Annotated in this window: 15 protein-coding genes and 2 pseudogenes; 7 read left to right on the forward strand and 10 right to left on the reverse strand. The window is 50.8% G+C overall.

Annotation, left to right across the window (positions count from 1 at the left end):
• Positions 1–61: 61 nt before the first annotated feature.
• Positions 62–1,792: a peptide ABC transporter substrate-binding protein gene (locus tag KTH_RS13875; protein WP_497619435.1), complete on the reverse strand. Its 1,731-nt coding sequence runs from the start codon at positions 1,790–1,792 to the stop codon at positions 62–64.
• A 28-nt stretch (positions 1,793–1,820) separates the two neighbouring features.
• Positions 1,821–2,732 carry an NAD(P)/FAD-dependent oxidoreductase gene (locus KTH_RS13880; protein ID WP_497619437.1) on the reverse strand — a complete coding sequence of 304 codons (912 nt, stop codon included), beginning with the start codon at positions 2,730–2,732 and terminating at the stop codon, positions 1,821–1,823.
• A gap of 658 nt (positions 2,733–3,390) precedes the next feature.
• On the opposite strand from KTH_RS13880, the gene KTH_RS13885 reads away from it, so the two are divergent.
• The 3 genes and pseudogenes from KTH_RS13885 to KTH_RS13895 all read left to right on the forward strand — a co-directional run bounded on the left by KTH_RS13885 (position 3,391) and on the right by KTH_RS13895 (position 4,235).
• Positions 3,391–3,705 (forward strand): DUF8691 family protein, encoded by a 315-nt coding sequence (locus tag KTH_RS13885; RefSeq protein WP_497619439.1) that lies wholly within the window; start codon positions 3,391–3,393, stop codon positions 3,703–3,705.
• Positions 3,706–3,740: 35 nt separating this feature from the next.
• Positions 3,741–3,842, forward strand: a pseudogene (locus KTH_RS13890) (NAD-dependent epimerase/dehydratase family protein); the annotation flags it as partial.
• A gap of 246 nt (positions 3,843–4,088) precedes the next feature.
• Entirely contained in the window at positions 4,089–4,235 is a 147-nt protein-coding gene (locus tag KTH_RS13895) for a hypothetical protein (protein WP_497619441.1), read from the forward strand.
• Between the two features lie 808 nt (positions 4,236–5,043).
• On the opposite strand, the gene KTH_RS13900 is transcribed toward KTH_RS13895, so the two are convergent.
• From KTH_RS13900 to KTH_RS13930, 7 genes and pseudogenes are all read right to left on the reverse strand, one after another.
• Positions 5,044–6,162, reverse strand: a complete 1,119-nt coding sequence (locus KTH_RS13900) for a hypothetical protein (RefSeq protein ID WP_497619443.1) — start codon at positions 6,160–6,162, stop codon at positions 5,044–5,046.
• A gap of 1,559 nt (positions 6,163–7,721) precedes the next feature.
• Entirely contained in the window at positions 7,722–9,080 is a 1,359-nt protein-coding gene (locus KTH_RS13905; RefSeq protein WP_497619445.1) for an FAD-binding oxidoreductase, read from the reverse strand.
• An 829-nt stretch (positions 9,081–9,909) separates the two neighbouring features.
• Positions 9,910–10,324, reverse strand: a pseudogene (locus KTH_RS13910) (zinc ribbon domain-containing protein); the annotation flags it as partial.
• A 96-nt stretch (positions 10,325–10,420) separates the two neighbouring features.
• Entirely contained in the window at positions 10,421–11,062 is a 642-nt protein-coding gene (locus tag KTH_RS13915) for a hypothetical protein (RefSeq protein ID WP_497619447.1), read from the reverse strand.
• A gap of 553 nt (positions 11,063–11,615) precedes the next feature.
• Positions 11,616–11,966 carry a MarR family winged helix-turn-helix transcriptional regulator gene (locus KTH_RS13920; protein WP_497619449.1) on the reverse strand — a complete coding sequence of 117 codons (351 nt, stop codon included), beginning with the start codon at positions 11,964–11,966 and terminating at the stop codon, positions 11,616–11,618.
• 118 nt (positions 11,967–12,084) lie between these two features.
• Entirely contained in the window at positions 12,085–13,035 is a 951-nt protein-coding gene (locus KTH_RS13925; protein ID WP_497619451.1) for a quinone oxidoreductase family protein, read from the reverse strand.
• Positions 13,036–13,551: 516 nt separating this feature from the next.
• Positions 13,552–14,151: an NADPH-dependent FMN reductase gene (locus tag KTH_RS13930; RefSeq protein WP_497619453.1), complete on the reverse strand. Its 600-nt coding sequence runs from the start codon at positions 14,149–14,151 to the stop codon at positions 13,552–13,554.
• Between the two features lie 136 nt (positions 14,152–14,287).
• On the opposite strand from KTH_RS13930, the gene KTH_RS13935 reads away from it, so the two are divergent.
• Positions 14,288–14,665, forward strand: a complete 378-nt coding sequence (locus KTH_RS13935) for a winged helix-turn-helix transcriptional regulator (RefSeq protein WP_497619455.1) — start codon at positions 14,288–14,290, stop codon at positions 14,663–14,665.
• A gap of 564 nt (positions 14,666–15,229) precedes the next feature.
• On the opposite strand, the gene KTH_RS13940 is transcribed toward KTH_RS13935, so the two are convergent.
• Entirely contained in the window at positions 15,230–15,916 is a 687-nt protein-coding gene (locus tag KTH_RS13940; protein ID WP_111324658.1) for a dienelactone hydrolase family protein, read from the reverse strand.
• Between the two features lie 579 nt (positions 15,917–16,495).
• Between KTH_RS13940 and KTH_RS13945 the strand changes: the two genes are divergently transcribed.
• The 3 genes from KTH_RS13945 (at position 16,496) to KTH_RS13955 (ending at position 17,978) form a co-directional block, all read left to right on the forward strand.
• On the forward strand, positions 16,496–16,819 hold the full coding sequence (locus KTH_RS13945) for an ATP-binding protein (protein WP_497619458.1): 324 nt from the start codon (positions 16,496–16,498) through the stop codon (positions 16,817–16,819).
• A 21-nt stretch (positions 16,820–16,840) separates the two neighbouring features.
• The gene (locus KTH_RS13950) at positions 16,841–17,044 is read left to right on the forward strand and encodes a hypothetical protein (RefSeq protein ID WP_497619460.1); all 204 of its coding nucleotides are present in this window, start codon (positions 16,841–16,843) and stop codon (positions 17,042–17,044) included.
• Positions 17,045–17,765: 721 nt separating this feature from the next.
• On the forward strand, positions 17,766–17,978 hold the full coding sequence (locus KTH_RS13955; protein WP_497619462.1) for an RNA polymerase sigma factor: 213 nt from the start codon (positions 17,766–17,768) through the stop codon (positions 17,976–17,978).
• Positions 17,979–18,176 lie beyond the last annotated feature (198 nt).

The following is an 18,176-nucleotide window of genomic DNA, read 5'->3' on the forward strand; positions in this document are numbered from 1 at the left end:
CAAGGGATCGCCATGCGTCAGAGGACTCCTTACGCCATGCGATCCACTTGCAGTCTGTTCGCTACGCGCTGGCACAGGGTGAGGTATTGGAGACAAAGACCTTTCCCCATGTTTCCGGAGACACCAGGCCTACTGTATTCGCGGTAAAGCCCTGGATACAAGGCTTCAGCAGATAGACATTCATATATTGATAGACAGGAATAATGGCCGTATCCTCAAGCAACCTTTGCTCGGCGGTATGATATAGCCTCATCCGCTCCTCGATTTCTGTCGTCACGTCTGCCCGCTCAAGCATCTCCTGTACGTCCTGTTGCTGCTTTACAGTCGCGGAGAAGTTTGCGCCGTAGTTCATCGTATTGCCAGGCGCATGTTTCCCGAAGTAGGCCGTTGTTGCCTCATGAGGGTCCGCATAGGAGAGCGACAGAAAAGCGGGCCACATCTGCAATCCCCGAGGATTATTGACGCTGGCTGTCACCTCTTTCAGATGCAGGCTGCTATCCACATTGTTGATCTTAACCGTCACACCAAGCACCTTCTGCCACATCTGCTGGGCAGCCGCGAACTCGTTCTGGTAATCGGGATAGCCACTGGTTGCCACTGTAAAGGTAATCTCCGGGAGGGAAGTTATTCCTGCTTCCTTCATCCCTTCCTGCAACAGCTTCTTTGCCTGCTGCTCATCTCCTTCAGTCTTAGATGGAACAGAGCCTGTCTCGTTGTCGTAGTCGGGCATTCCCTGCGGGACAATGTGATTGGTTGGTTGAACCGTTCCCTTATACACCTTTTCCGCTATCTGGGTTTTGTTCAGCGCCAGGGCGAACGCCTGCCTGATCTTGATGTTATCGAATGGCTTTGTCAGATAGTTGAGTGCATAATAGCGCGTCAACAGTTGCGGTTGCTGATGATACTGTTGTTGGGGTAGCGCTTTTGCCTGTTCGGTCTGAGCAGAAGGAACAAAGGTAAACGAGAGCTGTCCGGCTTCATATGCCTTATAGATCGTGCCCGGATTCTTATAAAAAGGAAGGAGAACCTTCTTCAGTTGTGGCTGTTCCCCGTAGTAACGAGGATCAGGCACCAGCTCAACCTTCACCCCCTCTTCATACTGTGCCAGCCGAAAGGGGCCGATACCCGCCCCTTGCTGCACATGTTCTGCCCGACCAAAGGAATCAGAGCCATAGCGCTCGACAACCTTCTTCTGAAGTACAAAGGCACACATAGACGAAAGGGCATTCAGAAAAGAAGGCGTTTTTCGGTTCAGCTTGATGATAACCGTCTTCTCATCAGGCGTCAGCAAACTGTTCCCGATCAGCGTTTTCAGTTTTCCGCTTGCAAGCTGGTCGGCATCGCGAATCATGGAAAGAGTGCTCAGAGCCGTTGGCGACTTTGTGGCGGGTTGCAGCGCCCGATCAAGGCTATACACAACATCGTTGGAGGTCAGCGGGGCTCCATCGCTAAAGGTCACGCCATCCTTCAGCGTAAAGGTATAGCTCAGACCGTCATCGCTGACCTGAGCTGAAACGGCCAGTTGATTACGTACGCTTCCCTGTTCATCAAGAGTCACCAGACCGGTATAGATCATGCGCAAAGGATTGATCATCCAGATAGACCGTGTACGAGCAGGGTCAAACGTATCGACCTGAGAAGCTCCTGGGAGCGGGCTGATAAATATCTGCTTGTCATCGGGTGCTTTCCCCTGTGCCGTCGGTGATGAGCTGGCAGCCCCGCCACAGGCGGCCAGCAAGAGCACAAGGAAAAGCATAGTCAACGACATGCGTTCAAGCGTATGTCCTTGCATAAGGATTTGCTCTTTTCCTTTCTAACAGTTACATGAAGCGATAGCCGGTTGCCTCGCCCTGCAAAATGGTATTGATGAACATGCCAACCAGTGTCCCCTGAGACACGGCATGCGCCAGGATAGTGAAGTGCGTTGCCGCATCTCCTGCCGCGAAAATACCTGGGATGGAGGTTTGCCTGATCTCATCGACTTTGATAGATCCATGCTCCGTCAACTCACATCCAAGTTGCTCAACGAGGTTACTGCGTTGATGCATATGGGCATGAAGCAGCATCGCCTTGCGCGTCAATACATCGCCATTCTTAAACACAATGCGCTCAAGTCTGCCATCGCTCCCCTCAAGTGCGGTTATTGGCTCCTCATAGAGGGGAATACCAGCACGTTCAAGGTGCTGACGCTCCTCGTCGTTAAGTTCTGCCGGCCCACCAGTGCAGAGAACAACATCTTTCGTCCACTGCAAAATCATCAGGGAGGCTGCCACCGCTACCGAACCGTGAGCATAGACGGCAAGCGGGAGATCCTGAACTTCCCATCCATGACAGTACGGGCAATGGATCACGCTTTTTCCCCAGAATTGCTGAACTCCCGGGATATCAGGCAGTTCGTCAACCATACCGGTTGCTAGAAGCACTTTTTTCGTGGTAATCTCCGATAGATCATCCAGCCGCACCTTGAAACCCTGCTCAAGCGGCGTAATCTCCTGTACCATGATCTGGCGATATTCCACACTTGTATAGGGGGTAAGCTGTTCTCTCCCAAGACGCAGCAGCTCTAGCGGCGCAATCCCATCACGAGATAACAGGTTGTGGGCAGCCGCTGCCGGGGTATTCCGTGGATTGCCAGCATCACAGACCAGAACCTTCCTGCGCGATCGGCCAAGCACCAGAGCCGCACTCAACCCGGCACTTCCACCGCCAACAATAATCACTTCATAGTCCATTGGTTCCATTCTCCATTTCAATGACGCAAATCTGATCAATCTGATGGCCGTGTACACCATCTCTATATTGATACGATGTATCAACAAGGAGAGCATACCGAATTTTTCGCTTTCTGTCAACCAGGTACGAAAACAAAGGAACATTTCACCTCAACCACAAATACAGCCCTGTTCTATACCTGCGATCAAGCTACCTGGTCTCGGCTCGTCTGTGATTTCTAAAATAGATTGGTTGATGAACGGTTTGCTACCCAGGGTAAGTTGTTACACCATCTGGGCCATTCTGCATCTGCTTCCTCTCGACAGATGTCGTTTCAAGCAGGTGAAGAGATTCATCAAACCAGCGCACCCCCCCAATTATTCTGGCAAAGAGCCACAAGCAAGCAGTACGGATCGGGGTAGAGCCTGAGTTTTGCGTCTCCTCGTTGCCGGGCAGCCCAATCCAGAGATTGCAAGAGCCCTGGTGGCTTCGGTCAATAGGGTGAATAGCCTCCATCGCGAATGGGGTGTCCACAATCGTGTAGAGGCAAGCTTTGTAGCTCGTCGCTTATCTTCGCTCTAATCCTTTTCCCTCACCCTCTCACAATCATCCGATCGGGTGAAGGCAACTCACCCCCTGGCGCTTTATGCTTCCTACAAATTCAACGAAAGGAGGCAAGTGCTAAACATTCGATGCTCCATTGGTATCAAAGAACAGCTGGATTCGTCCTGGCAAGGATGGTTTGAGGATCTTCAGATCCTTCCTCAGGTCTCTGGCACAACGATCTTGTATGGTTACTTGATCGATCAAGCAGCACTCTATCAGGTTCTGCTCAAAATCAACAGTCTGGGCTTGACCTTGCTCTCTCTCCAGACACAAGAGGTAGCTTCATTGCAAGGGAGAGCTGAAAAAGAAATTGCTTCTGAGAAGGACAAGGAGCACAACGATCAGAGCTATCGTTTCTTACCAGACAAGCAAATCCTGGGCGAATAGAAGAAAATTTCAAAGTAGATATGAGAGAGGTAAATATGCAACATGTCTTAGTCACAGGAGGGACAGGCGTGCTTGGTCGCCACTTGATCCCTCAACTGCTCGGCGCCGGTTATCAGGTTCGAGTGCTGACCAGAACAAGAAGTATCTGCTGATATCAGAGTAATCAGGATAAATACTGCTATCGTGAATTTATCAGCGAATAGTAAGGAAAATGCAGGCACTTTAGTATGAGTGACAGGATATATGAGAAGAATACTAAAAGAGTGTTGCATAAGCTTGGCAGAGAGATACTACTACACTAGAAAAATTCTAGAAAACGTTCAACTGGGCGTTATGAGGACGGCAGGAGACATGATAGCCTTTTCAAAAAAGAAAAGGATGAGATGATGACAGTAGTTCCAGTCTTCGCTACTTCTATTTATGTCAGGATCGATACCTCTGACTGCAAGGCTGATGCGGCGGATCGCCTCCGAGGGCATCTTGCGCCATTTGCCCGGACCTTGCTGTACGGTCAGGAGCGTGCCCGCTAGGACCCTCAACACTCTGATGAAAGCACCCTGGCAAATTACCTAAGGACGAGCTTGGAGCTCATGCTTGCGTATTGACAACAACGATGTACACCATTCACCCGGTGCGAGCGGCTTGATCCGTTCCTCATAGGTACGCTGTGGCAACGAGTGAGGGCAACTATTCGTAAACAACGGACACGAGGTGTTCCCCGACTGGCCTCTGAGACAAAGAGCCGATTGAGCTGTGTGCAGAAGGGGAACGATCCTGCTTCTGGAAAATCGAGCCATTCTTCAGAAGTGAGAGATGCAAATAGTAATTCTCTCTTGTACAGTTTTCGTCTCTTTTAAGTGAATAAATAAAGGATATGTGTCTATAACATCAAGTACAGTTATTGCTGAATATGACTTCAGGGGGAGTGGATACTTCTAACCCGGCAGCCAGTGAGGTGGAGTATTATCGCGATCCAAAGAACCATGTTGCGGCATGTGCTTCGTTATTGAATTACTGTCAATACCGCATCAATTGGTCCCCCAGACATCTGATACAAACGCCTTAGAGGCCTATCTTCGTCTGGTCTCGTCTCATACTGTTCAAGTCGGCGATAGAACTCCAATGCTTTTATCTCTGCTTCCTCAATAGATTTGTGTTCACCGTTTAGCAATCCTTTGCTAACCAGGTCCTGATAAGAGGCCATCTTCTTTGATCGTAAACGTTCATAGTATGGAGCTAGTTTAAAATCGTTAACAGGAAAGCGTTTTTCAAGCTCAGCCTGCCGTTTTGTAATTTCGTCATAGTTATACAAAGCTCGCTCATTTAGGCCTTCAAGTTCTACAAAAATCCCGGACCAATGATAACATCGTAGCGTGTAAGATGTTTGACAGTTTCACCGTCTTTTAACTTGTGATATTTTTGCAGCATCTGTTTATACATCTCTTCCCAGCATATACCAAATTGCTGAAGCAGCTCATCACGTTGGTCAGGACCATCTGGTTCATCCAAACAAATAAATCGTAGCTCCTCTTTATCGATGTATAGAAGAGTTTCATGACTGTTCTCTTTTCGAATAAAGATATAGCCTGTAGGAATGAGTGATAAACGCTTCTGAACGTTTCGTTGGTTGAGAATGACATCTTTGAGATAGAGCTGAGAAAGAGCCATTTCAATTTTTTGCTTGAAGAGTTTTAGTTGCTCCTTATCTTTGGGAAGAAGAGGGTATTTGAAATAGGTGGCTTTCGCTCCTTCATCACCATTCAGATTAACGTTGAAGGATTGTTTGGGTATATATGGGTACTGCTCATAGAGAGTAAGATATGGATCATTAAAATGCCCATAAAGGACTCCATCTTCTTCGAAGTCTTCCTTACGGCAATCTTGTATGACTAGCACAGCGCCATCTTGAAGAGTATCAAAACTATCGAGAGAACGAAAGCGCAAATCAGGTCGAAGTTCTGAAAGTAGATCGATATAGGCCTGAAGGGAATGAGTTGGCTGTAAGCGGTTATCGTAGACGTAAATTGTTTGCAACAAAGCGAGAGGTAGCTGATCCAGACCTTTAGGTGGAGTAAAAGGCTGAAAGAGCCGTTCTTTTGAGGTGGCTATAATCCCGTATTTAGCGAGGTAAGCAGTATACCCTCGAATAAAATCATAAAGTATTTTGCCTATGCATTCATCGATACGGCGTAGATCGTGATATAGCAAGGTCGTTCGGTGCCCTTTTGTGGGGCGGATCTCGTATATTTCTTTTTTAGGATGGTTGGATAAATCCAGCGTCCTCATATGTACAAAGGAAACTTGCCCTTCTTTAAGAATTCGCTGACCGAAATAAGCATGTGATGCCCTGTTGGGCTCTTGGACACGCCGAAATGGTGTTGCATGACCAACAACCTTAAATTCCTGAACTAAGTCTTGTTCCTGGTTACGGACGTCACCTACAAGATCAATCCTCAAGCAAATGTGATTGTTTTTACTGCGCTTTGCGTAAATACTTCGCCAAGCATTGCACCAGAAAAAAATTGCCTCCGGAAATTGCTTGGAGCCAGGTTCTCTGTTTCATTTCTACGCGGGGCTGTTGCAGGGTCGTGGCCTGCTCAAGCCGGGCAATGAATGGGGACGATTTGATGTGCTTTGAGGAGCAAATTGATGAACAGTGCAGGTTCCCGCTCGAAATGGAGCGGATAAGCTGGTGCTTTTGCAATGTTTATGCTTGTCCCCGCCATGCAAGGGGGTGAAGATGTACATTTTCCCTTCATCCTCGCTAAGTATGTGCGAGATTAAAATCAAGAATGTGTGTGCAAAGACGGAGCAATTCAGCGCTGGCAAGCTTATGCGCTGATGTGGTATGTATGCTTTCAAGTGTTCTAAAGTGCTAAACCCCATGACAAAGCCGTAGGTATACCGAAAAATTCAAGCTCTTTCCTGCATGAGCTGAGGAAATGTCCGGGATCTTCTCTTGCTTGGTCGAAGCTTACTATTGCGGAAGTATAGGGCCATATTCCAGAAAATCCGAACGTCGTCTCAGCAAAGTTCCTCGAACCCATAGAGCAAGAGCTTGCAGCAGTTGAAACAGTGCTTGTAAGCATGGCTGAGAAGTATAGTATGGACTACTCACTGTGCAGGGGGGCAAGTTTTTTCCCGCTCCTGCAATATTTGTGTCAAAAACCCTTGCTTAGAGGCAAAAAATCCAGGTAAGCTACTTTGTGGAGAGAGCTTCATAAGGAAATCTTTTTCTGTCATAGAGCTCTGTCAATCAGAAAGGAACAATCGTGCCTGGACAGAGCTACAAGTGCTACGAACTGGCTCAAGCCCTCTTTGTAATAATTGCTATTTGGATTCGTACAGCCTGACATACTGCTTCATAGAAGGGAAAACAATGGACGAATCAGATAAAAGAATGCAAAGTTCCCAGGCGAAAAGCATGAAACCGGGAGCCAAGCAGAAGAAAGTAAGGTATTGGGGTTCATGGGTGAGCATCGTTTTGGGTATTCTCATCCTTCCCGCAGGAGTACGAACCCCCCGGCTCTTGCTCACGGGAATGTTAATGATTGTGTGTGGATGTGCATATATGTCACGCAAGAGACAGATGTATCGACACCCTGGAAAACGAAGCATAATAGAGATGATCTGCCTTCTTCTTGCTCTCATCCTGGTTTGTCTTGCGATCATAAGCACGAATGTCGAAGCCCTATATTATACGCCTTTCACCGAAACTGCGCCCATCATTGTGGCGATATGGACAATCATAGCGTATCTATTCTTCCTGAGAAAATATCGCAAAGTCGAACAAAATCAGCAAATCAGGTGATGAGATCTATAACGCAAAAAAGAGAGAGGGAGCGGGAGAGTGGAGGCTGTTCCTGCTGGCTGTCAGCCCTTCTCTCGCAGACGAAGATCTCCTGTGAGGGTGGTGAGATGAGAGAACATGCGTGAGGAGACAGCGAGAGCAGCTTGTGCAGAAGCTCTTGCATAAAGAAAAGCCGTTCTGAAAGCTGCTCCGCACGGTTTCGTCTTTACCGGAGGGTGATTTCTACTGGTTTGCTGTTTTGATTCTGATTGAACAGATTGTCCGGATCGTAGTGGGCTTTTATTTGTGCCAGACGAGCCGCAGTCTCAGGAGGATAGACAGCTGCAAGGCTGGCTTCGCTAGCCTCGCTCAAGAAATTGAGGTACGCCCCATGACTGAAGGCTGCGAGTGGGCTCCAGGCGGCTTGCCTGATCTGTTGAGCCTGCTCTTCTGGCACAGTGGTTGGTGCGAATGCGGGCACGATCACGAGTGCCTCACTATCACGGTGGACGAAAGCTGTCTCCTGCGGAGCAACCCGGGCCATTGCCCCACCGAGGTAGCGAATCTGTGCAATTGGCTTGCCCGGGCGACCGTAGTTGGCTGCCAGTGTGGAAAGAACGTCCTGGGTCAGCTCTTTGACAAAGCCGTTATGCCCAACCAGCTTGAGGCCCGGAGGAAGTGCCGTTGCGTCTTCCAGCATTGCATCATAGGGTTTCTTGTGAATATCCTGTGCCTGGACCGTTCCCAGATGAAGTAGTGGCTCAATAGCTGCGTGCGCAGCAGCTTCATTCTCTCCAGCGTAACAGAGAAGAATGGAGATGCGTGGCGGAACCTGAGATCCAAACCCCGAGAAGAGCACAAGCGTTGAGTTGAGTTCCTCGGGGGCTGAGCGCATGGCCTCTACCCATCCAGAGAGCACGCTTTCTGCTTCGGTAGGCTCGTAGTGGATTGCTCCACCAATCACCGCTGTACAGGGGGTTGCAACGAAGTCAAAGGTAGTCACGACGCCAAAATTGCCGCCACCTCCCCGAATAGCCCAGAACAGTTCGGGATGTTCTTTCGTATTGACACGCAAGATGCGACCATCTGCTGTGACTACCTCGGCTGCGTGCAGGCCGTCGAGGGCGAGACCAGTGGTGCGCACCAGCCAACCGATACCGCCACCAAGTGTCAGGCCACCAACGCCAACCTGTTTAGTATCGCCTGAAGAGATGGCAAGGTGATGCTCACCCAGGATACGTGCTACGTCTCCCCAATGTGCTCCTGTGCCGATGCGGACAAGGCGCTTCTGAGGATCAAGGATTGTAACCTGATTGAATGCTGCAAGATCCAGGACAATGCCGCCGGTATTGGTGGCGTGACCGCTCAAGCCGTGACCGCCGCTGCGGAGAGAGAGGGGAAGCTTTTGCTCACGTGCGAGACGGAGCGTCTCCACAATATCGAGCGTGGTGTGGGCGCGGACAATGACAGCCGGGCTTCCGCTCTGATTGAAAACATGTCGTGCGGCCTCATAGGCCTGGTGCTCAGGGAGGATCACCTTTCCTGTAATGCGCTGCTGAAACGCGGTGAGTAGCTGTGTATTCATGGAAGAATATATCCTTTCTCAGCTCTTTCAAAATGACATACTGTCGTCAGGTCATACGGTTTTTAAAACAGGCTGTCTTTGATTTGCTTTTCGTTTCTGCTTTATCTGTTGTGTTTGGCTTTCTACTCTTCTGACAGAATACAGAGCAAGAATGTGACAGAAAACAGCGGTTTCTTTGCCTCAATGGAGATATCTGCGGTTGAGAGCTGAGCCAACGTGTTGAATGTGGAGCTGCGTGAGTTGGGAGGACGTGCTCGGAATGTGGAGAGAGCCACTGTATGGTGAGAAGAGAAAGGAAGATGATGGGGTTTATAACTTCTAACATGGTGACGATCCCCTGCTCCATCATGAGAGACGTTCTGCTTCCAGCAGCAACGTCCTGTTTTGTTTCAGTCGTGACGTGGTAGTCTCAACCTGTCCTTGATTGGATGCTCTTTCTAGTCGAATAATGGGTGCCAATGAAAAAGGGACCGAGATGAACATGTCAGCGAAGGCCAACAAGGGGGGACTGAGCCGGGTATGAAGCCATAGACTGGTGAAGGGCCTCACTATGCTGACCGCCTGCCTGATATGCAGACCCGCAAGGAGATGTGGTTGCTCCTTTGGAGTCGGAAAAGTCCGTGTTGTGTGGTGAACACGATCTCGACCTGTTGACGCCGGCTCGCATATACTGCCAACTTGCCGGAATATTTTGCTTGTCGCATTCCCTTTCTCCGTCGATAGGAAGGAATCAGCATTCTTTCTCGAAAGGCTTGGCTATCGTCCCGAGTCGAAGCAGGGAGAACGGCACGGTTAGGGAGGGAGGAATGTTCACCTGTCAATGACCCCCCTAAAGGGGGAGGCTTGTGTCTGAACTCCACCACAACTCAGAGAACCGGTGCAGGCGCTCTGCTTTGGCTTCCTTGTCCGACACATCAGGGACAAGTGACAACTGCCCCGTTCTCGCCCAGTCCTGCCGGACGAGAAGCGTTCTCAGTACCAGATTTCGGGCCCCACCAGATCCGCATGCAAGCTGTACCGACAGCGCTGACAGACAAAGCGCAACCCCTTGCCCGGTCGGTTCTCTCTAGCAGTATGCCCACACATCGGGCATGCCTGCGAGGTGGAATCAGCGTCGACCATGATTGCCAGGCTCCCTGTCTGAGCGCTTTGGAGGCGATCAGGCTCTGCAACTGGGCAAACGACCACTGTGAGAAAACTGCGTTGGCTCTGCGCTGCTTCTGACTGGCATGCTTGCCCTTCTTTTATGCAGTGAAGTTTGTTCCCATTAAGGTATTTCACGGCCTGGAATAGCACACCAGGGAAAAGGCTGCGTCCCAATGAGACGCGGCCTCACTTCTTTATCCTACAGGAGTAGGTGTTGACGCGTGCTGCGCAAAATAGAGCTGTTTGAGAAATGTCGTAAACTCACGCATCTCGGCCTGGTACTCCTCAAGTTTCTGCCTCTGCACTGCTTCAGGCTCTGTGATAAAGAAATCGGCTGTTCCCTGGTTCTGAAGGCGCGTCCTTACCTTACTTATCAGAACGAGGTGGCGGTCAAAGGGAACCAGCCGCTGCTTATAAAAGAGACTCAGGTAGTGCATTAATTTTTTGCGAGGCTCCAATTGCATCCTACGCATCTCTCGTTGAAGACTGTGGAGAGTCGGAGCCAGGGCGAGCGCTTGTCCTCTCACCTCTTCAATCTGTTCCGGGCTGGTCCCGGTTTCCCTCATCTTGTCGATATCCTTATAGTACCCCTTTATCGCATCTACAAGTGCTTCTTCCTGCCGGCGGAGTTCCTCAAGGCTTGGATCGGGCGGGTCAATGTCTACCCAGGGCAACAACAGCCCTCGCTGATCTAGATGTCCACCGCAGGATTGCACGGTTGGGATCCCCAGGGCATTCAACACGACTACCGTTTCAAAGATTTCCTCATCGATTCGCTTTCCCAACCCATCAGTCACCGTTTGAAAATGCGCTACAAGTTCGTCCCACGTTTGCATGCGACACTCCTTGATTTACGATATAAAAGACCGTTTTCGCTATTTTACCAGAGAACGTCAATCAACAGGAAAGGCTAGTCAAATGTGAAGGATTTTCGTAAAAATAGTATGATTATGTATTGCAATATATCTATTAAGAAGGTAGAATCAAAACTGTAGAAAGTGGTGTGAATCATAAAATAGCCAACAAATGCAGGAAAGGAGAAATATCATGGAAGAAATGAAGAACCAGGAAAGCGGTGAGCGGTACAAGGACGATACGTGCAATATGTGCGGCGGTAGCGGAACTGTAGATGACAAAGGAACGATATGCCCTGATTGCAAGGGGACGGGGGTGGTGATGGCTTGATAATCAAATGGCCACGTGGGGAAGGTCTCCCTGCGGGGCCATTTTCTTTTGCTGTGAGTTGAGGATAAAGGCCGCTGCATCCCCACCGCCTTCAGGAAACGTTATACACAACGCCTCAACGGGAGCTTGATCCAGTGTAGCAAGAAGCGAGAAAGCGCCGAGCGAGCAGACAAGTGATCTTGTCCGGAGAGGGCCATGAATACCTCATCCATCGTGTTCGAGCCTTCGGGAGAGGTTGTCCTGGATCTGCTTCATGGTTCGCACCATGCTCGCGAGGTCTTCCTTGCTCACCCCTTCCAGAAGTCCCGCCTCGAAGGTATCTGCATGGGTCCCCATCTCTGAAAGGACCTGCTGACCTGCTGGCGCAAGGGAGACCAGGGTAAAACGATTGTCGCGAGGATCGACCCGGCGAGTGATCAAGCCAGCTGCCTCCATCTGTTTGGCGAACCGGGTCAGCAATGCTCCTTCCATGCTCAAGCGGCTCGCCAGTTCCGTCTGGCTGATTTCCCCTGTATGCCAGAGTTCATGCAGGACGAGCAGGCGAGAAAAGCTCATTCCTATCTGTTTGGAGAATGCTCGCGACATATCTCGATGCAGATGGGTGAGAACCACAAAGGGATTCTCGGTTTCTTGTTCCTGCGGTACGTGCTCTTCTTCTGATCTCATAGCAGCCTCACGGGAGGAAAACCAGGCGACGGCCTGGAGTGTCTTGACGCTGCCAGGCGTTCTCCACCTCGGCAAGGGGGACCGGATCAATATCCATGCGCAGCTTTCCCTGTGCGGCGAGCGCAAACATCTGGGGAAAGGTCTCAAAGATTGCCTGTCGCGCAATGCTGCCCTCACCACTCCCAGAGATTTCCACCCCTGAACTGCGCAGGACCGCGGCAGGAACGGAGACGGTCGATCCGGCCATCTCCCCGATGGAGACAAAGCGGATACGCGATGCCTTTCCCTGGAACTCTGGACGGGTCAAAGCTCTCATCAACACCTCAGCGGGATGTCCCCACAAAAAATCAAGGATAATGTCAAACGAGTGGTGATCTGCTTCGCTGACGAACGCCTCTGTCAGTGCTTGATCCGACTGATTGAGGGAAATCACAGCATCGGCCCCAAGGTCTGCCAATGTAGAGAGGATCACTTCATTGCGTCCGGCTGCCACCACGCGTCTGGCTCCAAGATGCCTGGCAACTTGGATGGCGAGTTTGCCAGAAACGCCTGTTGCCCCGAGGATGAAGACACTGTCCCCAGGTTGGAACTGTGCGCGAAAGACCAGTGCCAGCCAAGAAGCCATGGCAGCGTTCGGCAAGGCGGCAGCGGTGAGGTCATCTACCTCATCAGGAACGGGGATGCACCCGGAGCGAGGGACAACGGCGCGCTCAGCCATCATGCCGTACGGGAGCCGACACCCGCCACAGTATACTCGCGTCCCGTCCTCAAGCAGGCCTACTCCATTCGCCCCACACACAACGGGAAACCGGGGGGCACTGTTTGCTCTCATCTTGCTCAGGTTGGTCAACGCGGCAGCCTTGACCTGTACAAGTACCTCGTCTTGCCTTCTTGTTGGTTCTGGAAACTCTTCAAAGCGAGGAGGATTCCCAGGCGTATGCAGGACAGCAGCTTTCATCGGCACATCCCTTTCTTTTTCTTATGCGTGGATGATATTTAACCCGTCTATGATTAACCAGTTAATAATTGATATATTTATTATAGGCGAAGAAGAGGAAGTAGTCAATCCTTTCTGAAGGTCGAGGAGGGAGTGTCCTTTGTTTTCTGTTTTCTACAGCCTCGGTGCGTATCTCGTGGGCAAAACCCGTGCAGGTTCAACAATGGCGCGTTTACCGTGAACCCACTTTGGCTCGATGTGGTTCAACCACGGACTCTTGACCGGCAACCAGCAGGGTATAATCCTCACTCCAGCCTTCTCAGAATCTGTCTTGTATTGTCTGAAAAAGAGCGCAAAAACAAATGTGGTGCAACAAACCGTTTGTTGCACCAGTGTGCCCTATTACTCTATATGGAAGAAATGGATCTCGGTTTAGCTGTGCAGATAGTGGCTGTCCGTGGGAACCGGCTCATGCTCAACCATTCTATAGCTCCTGATGACACCGGCACCCTGAGCTGATCGTGCTCGAATGCCTTGTTAGTCTTGAGACAGCCGATCACGTTCGCGAGCCGGAATAAGGGTGGTAGCCCACCACAGCAACTCGGTCATCATGCCATTGAAAGACCGGTTGAGAAATGCTCCACCTGGCGAAGTAGAGGCATCAGAGACGTTGGGAACCCAGTTGGGGACCAGAGAGACGCCTACTTGCTCGCGGATAGGGACCATTTTGAGCTCAATGAGGACCTGGCGCAACTGCTCTGCGGCTCGATACCCTGCGGCGAAGCCACCATAGCTGACAATAGCAGCAGGCTTATGTGCCCACTGAGAATATAGATGGTCAATGGCGTTCTTGAGAACTGCCGAATAGCCATGATTGTACTCGGGGGTCACAAAGATAAAGCCATCGGCCTGCTCAACCTGTACTGCCCACTGCTCAGCTTCTGGCGCGATATGTCCGTGCACTGGCGAGGCAGGGGAATCAAAGAAAGGAAGGGAGACATCACGCAGATCAACAAACTCAAAAGTTGCATCGGTGCGCAATGTGAGGCGATCCATAAGCCAGTTTGCCACGGCTTCACCTCTGCGACCCTGCCGTGTACTCCCAAAAATCACCAAGATATGGGGTTTCGTACTCAAATTTTCTCTCCTTTTGTTGGTAGAATGAGCGAGCAGAGTTATAACTCTCTATTTGTGCTATACTCACTATAAGAGAGTAAAAGCTTTGAGACAAGAACGCACTTTTGTGTGCATAACTTACCAGAAGGTGAGTGTCATGAAAACGGGAGAATTGCTCAGGAAGATTGCTGGATCTGACGTATGGAGTATGCGCTGCCCATCCCGGCGCTTGCTCGATCTGATTGCCGACAAGTGGACTATGCTGGTGATTGTGGCCCTGGCGGACGGGCCCAGGCACTACAGCCAGCTGAAGCGTGATGTGAGTGGGATTTCGCACAAGATGCTCAGTCAAACGTTGCAGCGGTTAGAAAAACAATGCTTTGTCACACGGACGGTCTACCCGACTGTTCCTCCGCGTGTCGAGTATGCACTTACGGCACTGGCTCAAACACTGCTTCCAACGCTATGTGAGCTTATCGAGTGGGCCCAGACTCATGCTGCCGAGTTCCCTATGCTTGAGGAAGAGGCCAAGTGAGCGGGTAGAGGGCTGCTATCCATTTGAGGTTGTGGGGCTCTATGTTTCATATCCGCAGATGGCAGGTATCCAGGCTGCTTGCCTGCGCCATTGGATGGAATGTTTCTTCTGGTGGTGTTCTCCTTGCATAGGGTAAGCGACATCTTCCCTCAATAGAGACATGCGGCATGTCACCCCAAAACGGACAGTTTTGTGAACCTGCTTTACCACAAGGATCTCTAAGGATATTTGCTTGCTTTTACACAACAGCTTGCTTGAATCTGCACTAAGTGGTAGAATTGCGAATCTCATAGGGAATCACTCCTATGGGGATTTTTGTTCATGCAGAGAATATTTTCGCAGTAATCTGGAAATTACTCCTATACTGAGGTAATATAGTAGATATAGAGATAATGATGATCGGGATACCTGATTACCGGGTTGTATCTCGTTATCTTTATCTCAAGCGCTTGTGTGGTTAGCCAATCATTTTAGCCTTTTTGGACAAGATTGCTCCAAAGGACATGAATGCTTGCTGGATTTGATTTTGCGCAGCAGAGCCAAATCCAGCGTTGCCCGGAGTGCTTAATCAAGCTGCTCGTGCAAGAATTCAATAGTCCGCTCCCAAGCCACATGAGCAGCCTGGGCGTCATACTCCGGGCGATTCTCCTCGAAGAACCAGTGTGTCGTTCCAGGATACGTATAACTGGTGAGCGGCCTGCCCGCAGCCTTGATCTCCTGCTCCATCTCCGCAAACGCCTCAGGCGGATCGAAAGGGTCATTTTCCGCGAAGTGGCAGAGGTACGCAGCCCGGGCACGGCTATATTCTAGTCCAGGGTAGGCGCAATAAAAGGTCACAACTGCGGCGATCTTTTCGGCCTCCTTGATAGATAGGTCGAGCGCGTAGGCACCTCCCAGCGAGAAGCCGACGACGGCGAGCTTGTCCTGCTCCCGCCCACCTGCTGGAGATGTCGCAACGTGTTGGAGCAGAACCTGCACTGCTCCCGCAATATCGTCGCGCACCCGCTCCTTCTCTTGATTTAGCGCATTGACCAATGCCTCGGCTTCCTCGATTGCTGTGGTCGTCTTGCCGTGATAAAGGTCGGGGGCAAGCGCAACGAAGCCAGCCTGCGCGAGCCGATCGCAGATCTGTCGAAACGGCTGTGTCAGCCCCCACCAGGCATGCAAGACTAAGACCCCTGCTCCGCTGCTATGTTCAGGCTCGGCCAGATAGGCGTTGATCGTTCTTCCCTCACTTTGAAATGCTCTCATACTGTCTCCTGTACTCATCTTAAAAAGCTCGTTTCATAGTTCTAAGTCTACCAGAAAAACAGGTTAAAAAACGCCCGCATTGCTCGCACTTTGTTGGAGCAAAGTCCGGCAAGTATTGCACGTCTTCTCTTGAGATGGGTTGAACAGGCTCGCGGCTCATATCCTGGTCCAAATGCATTCTAGCAGTGCCCACAAATGCTGTTGGCAACTTGCTGTGTAATGTGGTTCTTGCTCCCCTGTCGCCACTTCAAACGCTAAGGAGGGAAGCGTGCTGACAAACAACTCGTAGACCATTCCGTCGCGCTCTGTGCCAACGGCGGGAGAAGAGCCTGTGGCTGTATGGGTAGCGATGACCGGGTGCACGTTTGGGACCAGCAGGAGTCAAAGGAACAGACGCGCAATCGTAGAGCGCTCGTGAACGTGAAGCACCCCAGAGAAGGAGTGCATGAGGATGGAACGACGAGATCACGGATTGGAATCGCTGGGGGCGCTGGTGGCGCGCTTAACATGGCAGACCCGGCCGCCGAAGGTGAGGGTGCTCTCGCTTGTGCAGGGGGCCGCAGAGGAGCGCTGTGCGCAGTGCCGAGGTACAGGCAAGCGACCTTTGAGCGCTTTGATGCGAGTGTGCCGGGAGCGGCAGAGGCCTATACAGCGGCGCTCGCCTATGCCGAACAGCCAGGGGGATGGCTAGTCCTGCTGGGGTCCAATGGCTGTGGCAAGACGCATCTGGCGGTGGCGATTGCGCATGAGCGGCTGGCGGCCGGGGAACGAGAGGTGTTTCTGACGGTGCCGGATCATTTGCGCCCAATGCGCCGACAACCTATGATGAGCTGTTTGCGCGCGTCCGGGAGGTGGAGCTGCTGGTGCTCGATGATCTGGGGGGCGGAGCAGCGGACGCCCTGAGCCAATGAGAAGCTCTTTCAGGTGCTCAATCACCGCTACAACGCGATGCTGCCGACGGTGATCACCTCGAATCGGATGGCGCTGGAGGGGAGAGACCATCGGATTGTCTCGCGTTTGCATGATCGGGAGCTGGTGAGACAGATCCTCATGGATGAGGCGCAGGAGTATCGGGTGTGCCAGAGTGGAAAGCAGGCGTTGGGAGAGCGGGAGCACTCGACAGGCTAGCTGCTGCGCCAGGCTGGAGGGGGCCAAAACGCAAAAAGCGGGGAAGCAAAGACGTGTTGTGGATCGGTGAAAGAGCGAAAACCGGAACAAAGACAGGATGGCTTCTGGAGGGGGAGGTCTCCCCAGAACCGAAGTATTCAGAGAGAGGAACGCGAGCCTCTTGATTCAGAACAGAAGGAGTTGTGTTGTGCCATCCTGTCTTTTTCTGTGATCTGCTCTCATCTGGCGAAGATGTGCACATAGTATGGAGCACGCCATTTCAGTATTTCTTCTGTAACATTCAATACATTTTAAATATCTTTATGACATTTCTAATTGATTTTATAGGAGAAATATCCTATATCTCTCTATTGTGCTTCAAAATGCCGTCGTAAGGGTAGCAGAGAGAGATGGAAGAAGGAGCAAGCGAGGAAGGGTTTAGAAACTCTGCAAGAAGAAGAATAGGAGAAAAGCATGATTCATTCTAATTCATTAGAATATCAAGCTGCCTTCGAGAAGGCATGGGGTTGGCTGAAAAAGAAACAGGAAGGGGTGGCGTGTGTCGATGACGGTGCTCTTGCCCAGTTAGCGCATGATGCCGCGGTTCGCTTGCTTCTTCATAAGGGAGGGAGAACTCCGACAAACCAGATACAGAATGTGACTGGCTACCTGTACAAAATTGTGGAACATCTCCGGGCTGATTTTTGTAAGGAGCAGCTCAGAGAGAGAAATCAAACGAGAAATGAGTTTGAGGCACGCACACGATGCCACTGTTCAGGAGACCTATGAAGTGCTTCATCAATGCCTGGAAGCGCTACCCGAAATGCAGCGGGCGGTTATCATGATGCGCTTCTTCGATGGGTATACGGATGAGGAAATTGCCCAGGCGCTCTGTTTATCACCTCATTCGGTACGAGCCTATCGAAGTGCGGCGTTAAGATCAGCATTGCAGTAGTAGCATATTTTCGATAAATAAAGGGAATTTATGTATGGAGATTATTAAGAGTTTTAAGTTCATATTTGGGTGAATGAGTTGTGCGTGGCGAATACGAATTGCTGCAGCTTTCTTCTCGACCTTCATCGCTCCTGGTATCCTGTTTATCTGCTATTGGTATTCTATGCGGGATACAGCGAAGGACCGAGGTCGGACAGT

The sequence above is a fragment of the Thermosporothrix sp. COM3 genome (genome assembly GCF_059696735.1).

Excerpts from the sequence above, each read along its gene's own strand:
- KTH_RS13905 (WP_497619445.1), bottom strand. The coding sequence starts at position 9,080 with ATGAATACACAGCTACTCACCGCGTTTCAGCAGCGCATTACAGGAAAG.
- KTH_RS13875 (WP_497619435.1), bottom strand. The coding sequence starts at position 1,792 with ATGCAAGGACATACGCTTGAACGCATGTCGTTGACTATGCTTTTCCTT.
- KTH_RS13880 (WP_497619437.1), bottom strand. The coding sequence starts at position 2,732 with ATGGACTATGAAGTGATTATTGTTGGCGGTGGAAGTGCCGGGTTGAGT.
- KTH_RS13955 (WP_497619462.1), top strand. The coding sequence starts at position 17,766 with ATGAGTTTGAGGCACGCACACGATGCCACTGTTCAGGAGACCTATGAA.
- KTH_RS13895 (WP_497619441.1), top strand. The coding sequence starts at position 4,089 with ATGATGACAGTAGTTCCAGTCTTCGCTACTTCTATTTATGTCAGGATC.
- KTH_RS13920 (WP_497619449.1), bottom strand. The coding sequence starts at position 11,966 with ATGAGCTTTTCTCGCCTGCTCGTCCTGCATGAACTCTGGCATACAGGG.
- KTH_RS13915 (WP_497619447.1), bottom strand. The coding sequence starts at position 11,062 with ATGCAAACGTGGGACGAACTTGTAGCGCATTTTCAAACGGTGACTGAT.
- KTH_RS13935 (WP_497619455.1), top strand. The coding sequence starts at position 14,288 with ATGAAAACGGGAGAATTGCTCAGGAAGATTGCTGGATCTGACGTATGG.
- KTH_RS13925 (WP_497619451.1), bottom strand. The coding sequence starts at position 13,035 with ATGAAAGCTGCTGTCCTGCATACGCCTGGGAATCCTCCTCGCTTTGAA.
- KTH_RS13940 (WP_111324658.1), bottom strand. The coding sequence starts at position 15,916 with ATGAGAGCATTTCAAAGTGAGGGAAGAACGATCAACGCCTATCTGGCC.